Origin of the sequence: Pseudomonas agronomica (assembly GCF_025917275.1) — a bacterium.
Taxonomy (GTDB): Bacteria; Pseudomonadota; Gammaproteobacteria; order Pseudomonadales; family Pseudomonadaceae; genus Aquipseudomonas; species Aquipseudomonas agronomica.
The window spans coordinates 1-6,536 of record NZ_JAOSHO010000287.1; the positions used below are offsets into that span (position 1 = coordinate 1).

General features: G+C 62.3%; 6 protein-coding genes. 3 read left to right on the top strand and 3 right to left on the bottom strand.

Annotated features, from left to right (window positions below):
- Positions 1 to 56: 56 nt before the first annotated feature.
- Positions 57 to 599, bottom strand: coding sequence for an oligoribonuclease (gene orn, locus OC610_RS18430; protein ID WP_264429664.1), 543 nt, complete (start codon positions 597 to 599; stop codon positions 57 to 59).
- A 109-nt stretch (positions 600 to 708) separates the two neighbouring features.
- Between orn and rsgA the strand changes: the two genes are divergently transcribed.
- The gene (gene rsgA, locus OC610_RS18435) at positions 709 to 1,740 is read left to right on the top strand and encodes a small ribosomal subunit biogenesis GTPase RsgA (protein WP_264429665.1); all 1,032 of its coding nucleotides are present in this window, start codon (positions 709 to 711) and stop codon (positions 1,738 to 1,740) included.
- A 211-nt stretch (positions 1,741 to 1,951) separates the two neighbouring features.
- On the opposite strand, the gene motB is transcribed toward rsgA, so the two are convergent.
- Both motB and motA read right to left on the bottom strand, forming a co-directional pair.
- Positions 1,952 to 2,992: a flagellar motor protein MotB gene (motB, locus tag OC610_RS18440; RefSeq protein WP_264429666.1), complete on the bottom strand. Its 1,041-nt coding sequence runs from the start codon at positions 2,990 to 2,992 to the stop codon at positions 1,952 to 1,954.
- 3 nt (positions 2,993 to 2,995) lie between these two features.
- Complete coding sequence (motA, locus tag OC610_RS18445) at positions 2,996 to 3,847, bottom strand: flagellar motor stator protein MotA (RefSeq protein ID WP_003197198.1); 852 nt, start codon at positions 3,845 to 3,847, stop codon at positions 2,996 to 2,998.
- 167 nt (positions 3,848 to 4,014) lie between these two features.
- On the opposite strand from motA, the gene OC610_RS18450 reads away from it, so the two are divergent.
- Together OC610_RS18450 and OC610_RS18455 are read left to right on the top strand one after the other, a co-directional pair.
- Positions 4,015 to 5,553, top strand: coding sequence for an HDOD domain-containing protein (locus OC610_RS18450; protein ID WP_264429670.1), 1,539 nt, complete (start codon positions 4,015 to 4,017; stop codon positions 5,551 to 5,553).
- Between the two features lie 43 nt (positions 5,554 to 5,596).
- Complete coding sequence (locus OC610_RS18455; protein WP_264429671.1) at positions 5,597 to 6,412, top strand: rhodanese-like domain-containing protein; 816 nt, start codon at positions 5,597 to 5,599, stop codon at positions 6,410 to 6,412.
- Positions 6,413 to 6,536 lie beyond the last annotated feature (124 nt).

Below are 6,536 nucleotides of genomic sequence, written 5' to 3' on the forward strand. Positions count from 1 at the left end.
CTCGGCAGCTCCTACACAGCTCCAACATGGCTCCTATACCGTGCTTACAGGAGGATTTAGAACTTGATGAAGTGCTTGCGGTAATGCTGCAGCTCGGCGATGGATTCGCGGATGTCGTCCAGGGCCAGGTGCGTGCTGCCTTTCTGGAAACTGTCGCGAACCTCAGGGGCCCAGCGGGCGGCCAGTTCCTTCAGGGTGGAAACGTCGAGGTTGCGGTAGTGGAAGTAGCTTTCCAGGGATTTCATATGGGTATACAGGAAGCGACGATCCTGGCAGATGCTGTTGCCACAAATTGGCGACTTGCCCTTGGGCACCCACTGCTCCAGGAAGGCGATGGTCTGCGCCTCGGCCTCGGCCATGCTGATCTTGCTTTCGCGCACGCGCTGGGTCAGGCCCGAACCGCCGTGCTGGCGCGTGTTCCACTCGTCCATGCCGGCCAGGATTTCGTCGCTGTGATGAATCGCGATCACCGGCCCTTCGGCCAGGGTGTTGAGGTCGCTGTCGGTGACGATGGTGGCCATCTCGATGATGACGTCGGTGTCAGGGTTCAGACCGGTCATTTCCAGGTCGATCCAAATCAGGTTCTGCGGGTTTTGCATGGGGGAGCTCCTCGGCTTAGCTGCGCAGTTTAGCCTAGGCGGCGTCTCGGGCGTGCTAAACTCGCGGCCGTTTTACCCTATTCGCTGCATTTCTTCATACGGAACACCCATGGCCAAACGCCAACTCAATCGTCGTCAGAACTGGCGCATCGAAAAGATCCAGGGCGAGCGCGCCGCCCGTGCCGCCAAACGCGAATCCAGTGCCGTCGAAGCCTTGGAGGGTGGTGACCTGGGGCCTGAACAGACCGGCCTGGTGATCGCTCACTTCGGCGTCCAGGTCGAGGTCGAGGCCCAGGAAGGCGAGCTGGCCGGCCAGGTATTCCGCTGCCACTTGCGCGCCAACCTGCCCGCGTTGGTAACAGGCGACCAGGTGGTCTGGCGTGCCGGCAACCAGGGCATCGGCGTGATCGTCGCGCAACTGCCGCGCCACACCGAATTGTGCCGTCCGGACAGCCGGGGCCAGCTCAAGCCCGTGGCGGCCAACGTCGACATGATCGTCATCGTCTTCGCCCCGCTGCCCGAGCCCCACGCCAACCTGATCGACCGGTACCTGGTGGCGGCCGAACACGCAGGCATCCGTCCGCTGCTGCTGCTCAACAAATTCGACCTGATCGACGAGCACAACGCCCCGGCGCTGAACGCCTTGTTGTCGGTCTATCGGGATCTCGGTTATCCGGTGCTGGAAGTCTCGGCCCATCACGGCAATGGCATGGAGCAACTGCAACAACAGCTGGACGGGCGCATCAGCGTGTTCGTCGGCCAGTCCGGGGTCGGCAAGTCTTCCCTGGTCAACAGCCTGCTGCCAGACGTCGAGACTCGCGTCGGGCCGCTGTCCGAGCTGTCCGGCCAGGGCACCCATACCACCACCACCGCGCGGTTGTTTCACTTCCCTGGCGGCGGTGAGTTGATCGACTCGCCGGGTATTCGCGAATTCGGCCTGGGCCACGTCAGCCGCGCCGATGTCGAAGCCGGGTTCATCGAGTTCAACGAGCTGATCGGCACCTGCCGCTTCCGCGATTGCAAGCATGATCGCGAACCCGGTTGCGCCTTGCTCAAGGCCTTGGAAGAAGGCCGCGTGCACCAGCAACGGATGAACAGCTACCGCTCGATCATCGCCAGCTTGCCGGAGAGCAGTTACTGACCCCGACGAATACCTTTGTGGCGAGGGAGCTCGCTCCCGCTGGCCCGTAGGAGCTGCCGAGCAAAGCGAGGCTGCGATCTTTCCAGGCCCCGCTAAGTTTCAAAAAGATCACAGCCGAGCGGGAGCAAGCTCCCTCTCCACAAACGCAGGCAAGTCTCAAGTAAACCGATACCCACAAAAAAGCCGACATCGATGTCGGCTTTTTTGTGGGTCACTGCGCTGGCGGCTCCGCCGGCTTTGGCGCGGCGCCATCGAACAGGTTCAAGCGTTCGCGCAATTCATGGGCCGGTACGGGCTGTTGGTCTGCCGGCAGCGCGTTCGGATCTGCCGCTGCCCCAGGGGTTGTCGCCGGCGCTTCGCCGGGGGCGCCTTGGCCTTGGGCAGGGTCGGGCGGCAAGTCGTTGGTTTGCGAACCTTCGATGGCCTGCTGGGCCTTCTTGGTCAACACCACGATATCGATACGCCGGTTGACCGGGTTGAACGGGTCCTTGCGGTCGAACAGCGCCGAAGATGCATAACCCACCACCCGAGCCACTTGCTCATCCGGATAACTGCCCGCCACCAGGGCACGACGTGCCGCGTTGGCGCGGTTGGCCGACAGTTCCCAGTTACCGAAGTCGCCCTTGCCGATGTAAGGCTTGGCATCGGTGTGACCGCTGATGCTGATCTTGTTCGGCACCGCCTTGATGGTATCGGCCATGGCCAGCAGGATGTCTTCGAAATAAGGCTTCAGGCGTGCACTGCCAGAGTCGAACATCGGCCGGTTCTCGGCATCCATGATCTGGATGCGCAAGCCGTTCGGCGTGATTTCGAACAGGATCTGGTCCTTGAATTTCTGCAGTTGCGGGTTCTCTTCGACCTTGTTCTGCAATTCCTGCAGGAGCAGTTCCAGGCGCTCGCGCTCGACCTGCTCGGCCATGCCTTCGACCTGCTCGGAATCCACCGTCACCTTGTCAGGCTGGGGCTGCGACTTGACCTCCGGGTTCAGGGTGGTGTCCGGCGCCAGGGTCGGCGAGCCGCCCAAGTCGATGATGTAGGGCGTGCCGCTTTCGGAAAAACCGACGGGGTCCTTGAAGTAACCGGCGATGGCGATCTTCTGTTCCGGCGTCGCGGTGGACAGCAGCCACAACACCAGGAAGAACGCCATCATCGCCGTCGCGAAGTCGGCGAAGGCGATTTTCCAGGCGCCCCCGTGATGCCCCGCGGCGATGCGCTTGACGCGCTTTACAATGATCGGCTGATTGTTTTCCATGGCTTAGCGACCGCGAACCGCTTGTTCCAACTCGGCGAAGCTTGGACGGTGCGCCGGGTACAGGACCTTGCGACCGAACTCCACCGCCAGGGATGGCGGCATGCCCGAGGCCGAGGCTACCAGGGAAGCCTTGATGGCTTCATAGACGTTGAGTTCTTCCTTGGCGTCATGGGCCAGGGAATGGGCCAGCGGACCGAAGAAACCGTACGCGGCCAAGATACCGAAGAAGGTACCCACCAGCGCCGCACCCACGTGCAGGCCGATGGATTTCTGGTCGCCATCGCCCAGGGATGCCATGGTCACCACGATCCCGAGTACCGCCGCCACAATACCGAAGCCGGGCATGGCGTCGGCGATGCCGGTCACCGCGTGGGATGGATGTTCCAGGTCTTCCTTGAGGCTGTACAGCTCCATGTCGAACAGGCCTTCGAGTTCATGGGGGGCCATGTTGCCGGACGACATGATGCGCAGGTAATCACAGATGAACGCCGTCATGCGGGCGTCCTTCAGCACGGCGGGGTACTTGGCGAAGATCGGGCTGGCGGCGGCATCTTCGATGTCGCCTTCGATCGCCATCATGCCTTCGCGGCGGCTCTTGTTGAGGATCTCGTAGATCAGCCCCAGCACTTCCAGGTAGAAGGTGTGGCTGAAACGCGAACTGAACATGCCCAGGGATTTCTTGAGCACATGCATCGTCATGTAGCCGGGGTTGGCCTGCAAGAATGCACCGAGGGCCGCACCGCCGATGATCATTACCTCGAAAGGCTGGATCAGGGCTGCGATCTTGCCATGGGAAAGCACGTATCCGCCGAGCACGCTCGCGAACACGACAATGATGCCGATAATTTTAGCCATAGATAGAAAGTACTTATTTAAGTCGGGTTCAAGGTCATATTCGGAAGCTGAAAAATCTCTTCTTCTACTTATCGGCAAAACTGCGCCAGACTATAGCCAGTTCCGGCGAAAAGCCAATTTTGCCCCGCTCCGGGCGCAGAGACCCCATGCGATGATCACGTCCAACCATGGCTAACGAAACGAACGTTCCGACACCAAGACCGACCACGCTCGAAGGCTGGCTGAAACTGCTCCAGGGCGTTCATCTACCGGTGCCCCAGGCCAGTCATGACCTGGTCTGCAAGGCCATTGCCGACAGCCGACGCTCGTTGCGCGACATCGCCGAACTGATGCAGGACAGCCCCGCCCTGGCCCTGAGCGTGATCCGCGAAGCCAACCATCACACCCATGGCACCCTGGCGGAACCGGCGGAAAATCTCGAAGTGGCCATCAACCGCCTGGGCCTCAAGCGCACCGAGGAACTGCTCGCCCGCCTGCCGTCGTTGCCGGAACACCAGATACCGGTCGCCCTGCGCCAACTGCAATTGATCAGCCAGCACGCCACCCAACAGGCCAATGGCTTTTTTTCCAGCCGCCTGGCGCGGCTGTGGCAGGACATCCACTGGGGCAGCCTGCTGTTTCTTTCCCCGCTCTGGCCGCTGGCCCTGACTCATCCGCGACTGCTCGGGGAATGGGAGCTGCGGGTCATTCACAAAGGCCAGCCAGCCAGCGCCGTGGAGCGCGAGCTGTTCGGCGTCAGCCTGCTGAAAATCTGCCTCGCCCTGGTGGAAGCGTGGCGCCTGCCGGTCTGGGTCATGCAAGGCTATCGGTTGTTGCTCAACGAGCGCCGCGAGCTGGTCAAGGTTCTGCGCATTGCCCGGGACAGTGAACACCCGCTGCGCCAGCAGAATCGCCTGGACGACGATCCGACCCTGCGGCGCTGGCTCAACCAGCCAGCCAACACCGTGCTGCTGGCCAACGGCCTGGCACTGTCGGCGCAACAGGCCTGGGACAGTCCGCACAGCGCTCGCTGGCAATACCTTACGAGCCTGTATCTGCAATTGCCGATGGACGAACTCCAGCAGCAGCTTCATCAACAAGCCGTCACCAGCGCTCGCCATCACACCATGCCGGACCTCTGGCACCCGGCCGTGGCGTTGATCTGGCCCTGGGGCAGCCGCCGTGTTCACCCTGGCTTGTTGCCAGCCGCCCCGCCCAGCGCCCAGGACCTGAGCCACTGGCGCAAGCAATGCGCCGAACTGCTGGTGGAACCGAGCCCGTTCAGCAACGCCATGCACCTGACCACCTCGGCCCGAGATGCGCTGGTGGCATGCGGGATGCGCCGGGTGATGATATTGATGGCCGACCGCAGCCAGACCAGCGTACGCGTGCATCAGACCGCCGGCCTGCCCAAGGAAGCGGCGGCGATGAGCTTTACCATCAGCCAAAGCAAAGTCTTGCAACGATTGCTGGCCCAGCAGGCCCAGGTTCGCCTGACGCCGGAAAACAACGCGCAGTTTTCCGCCTTGCTGCCACCGGGCCTGCGCGCCCTGTTCCGTGGCGACCACCTGGTGCTGCGCTCGCTGACCTGCAATGGACGGGTGATCATGCTGGTGGCAGCAGACCAGGGCGGCGGTCCCTTTTCGGACGTGACCGTGCAAGCCTTCGGCAAAACCGTGCAATGCATCGAAAGGGCCCTGCACACCTTTACCAACCGCGGCCGCTGAACTTGCTACAATCCTTTCCCTTTGCGCCCCCAGGAGACCTCACATGCCTGACTTCTCTGGCTTGCCGCTGGTAATCGAGCCGAGCGAGCTCTTGCCGCGCCTCGATACTCCCAACCTGATTCTGGTGGACCTGACCAGCGCCGTCCGCTACAGCACCGGGCACATTCCTGGCGCGCGCTTCGTCGACCCGAAACGCACGCAACTGGGCCAGCCCCCGGCGCCTGGCCTGTTGCCAGCCAAAGCCGACCTGGAAACGCTGTTCGGCGAACTCGGGCACAATCCCGGCGCAGTCTACGTGGTGTATGACGACGAAGGCGGCGGCTGGGCCGGGCGTTTTATCTGGCTGCTCGACGTGATCGGGCATTCGAATTATCACTACCTCGACGGTGGCCTATTGTCCTGGCTAGACCAAGGCCTGCCGGTGTCGATTGATGTCCCGGCGCCAGTCGCAGGCCCGGTCAGCCTGGTGCTGCACGAAGAACCCACCGCTACTCGCGAGTACCTGCAAAGCCGTCTCGGCGCCAGCGACCTGGCAATCTGGGATGCCCGTGGCCCGCTGGAATACTCTGGCGAAAAGGTCGTCGCGGCCCGGGGCGGACACATCCCCGGCGCGGTCAATTTCGAATGGACGGCCGGCATGGACCCGGCGCGCAGCCTGCGCATTCGCCAAGACATGCCGCAGATCCTCGAACAGTTGGGCATCACGCCTGACAAAGAAGTCATCACCCACTGCCAGACCCACCATCGTTCTGGCTTCACCTACCTGGTGGCCAAGGCGCTCGGTTATCCACGGGTCAAAGGCTATGCCGGTTCCTGGGGTGAATGGGGCAACCACCCCGACACCCCCATCGAGCTTTGAAGATTTAAGGACAGTTAATGAAAAACCGCTTGTTCATCCTTTCCCAGTACCTGCTGCCGCACCACCTGCTGTCGCGGCTGGCCGGCTGCATCGCCGAGTGCCGCGTGCGCTGGTTCAAGAACGC

Coding starts and splice junctions, on each gene's coding strand:
- orn (WP_264429664.1), bottom strand. CDS start 599: ATGCAAAACCCGCAGAACCTGATTTGGATCGACCTGGAAATGACCGGT.
- rsgA (WP_264429665.1), top strand. CDS start 709: ATGGCCAAACGCCAACTCAATCGTCGTCAGAACTGGCGCATCGAAAAG.
- motB (WP_264429666.1), bottom strand. CDS start 2,992: ATGGAAAACAATCAGCCGATCATTGTAAAGCGCGTCAAGCGCATCGCC.
- motA (WP_003197198.1), bottom strand. CDS start 3,847: ATGGCTAAAATTATCGGCATCATTGTCGTGTTCGCGAGCGTGCTCGGC.
- OC610_RS18450 (WP_264429670.1), top strand. CDS start 4,015: ATGGCTAACGAAACGAACGTTCCGACACCAAGACCGACCACGCTCGAA.
- OC610_RS18455 (WP_264429671.1), top strand. CDS start 5,597: ATGCCTGACTTCTCTGGCTTGCCGCTGGTAATCGAGCCGAGCGAGCTC.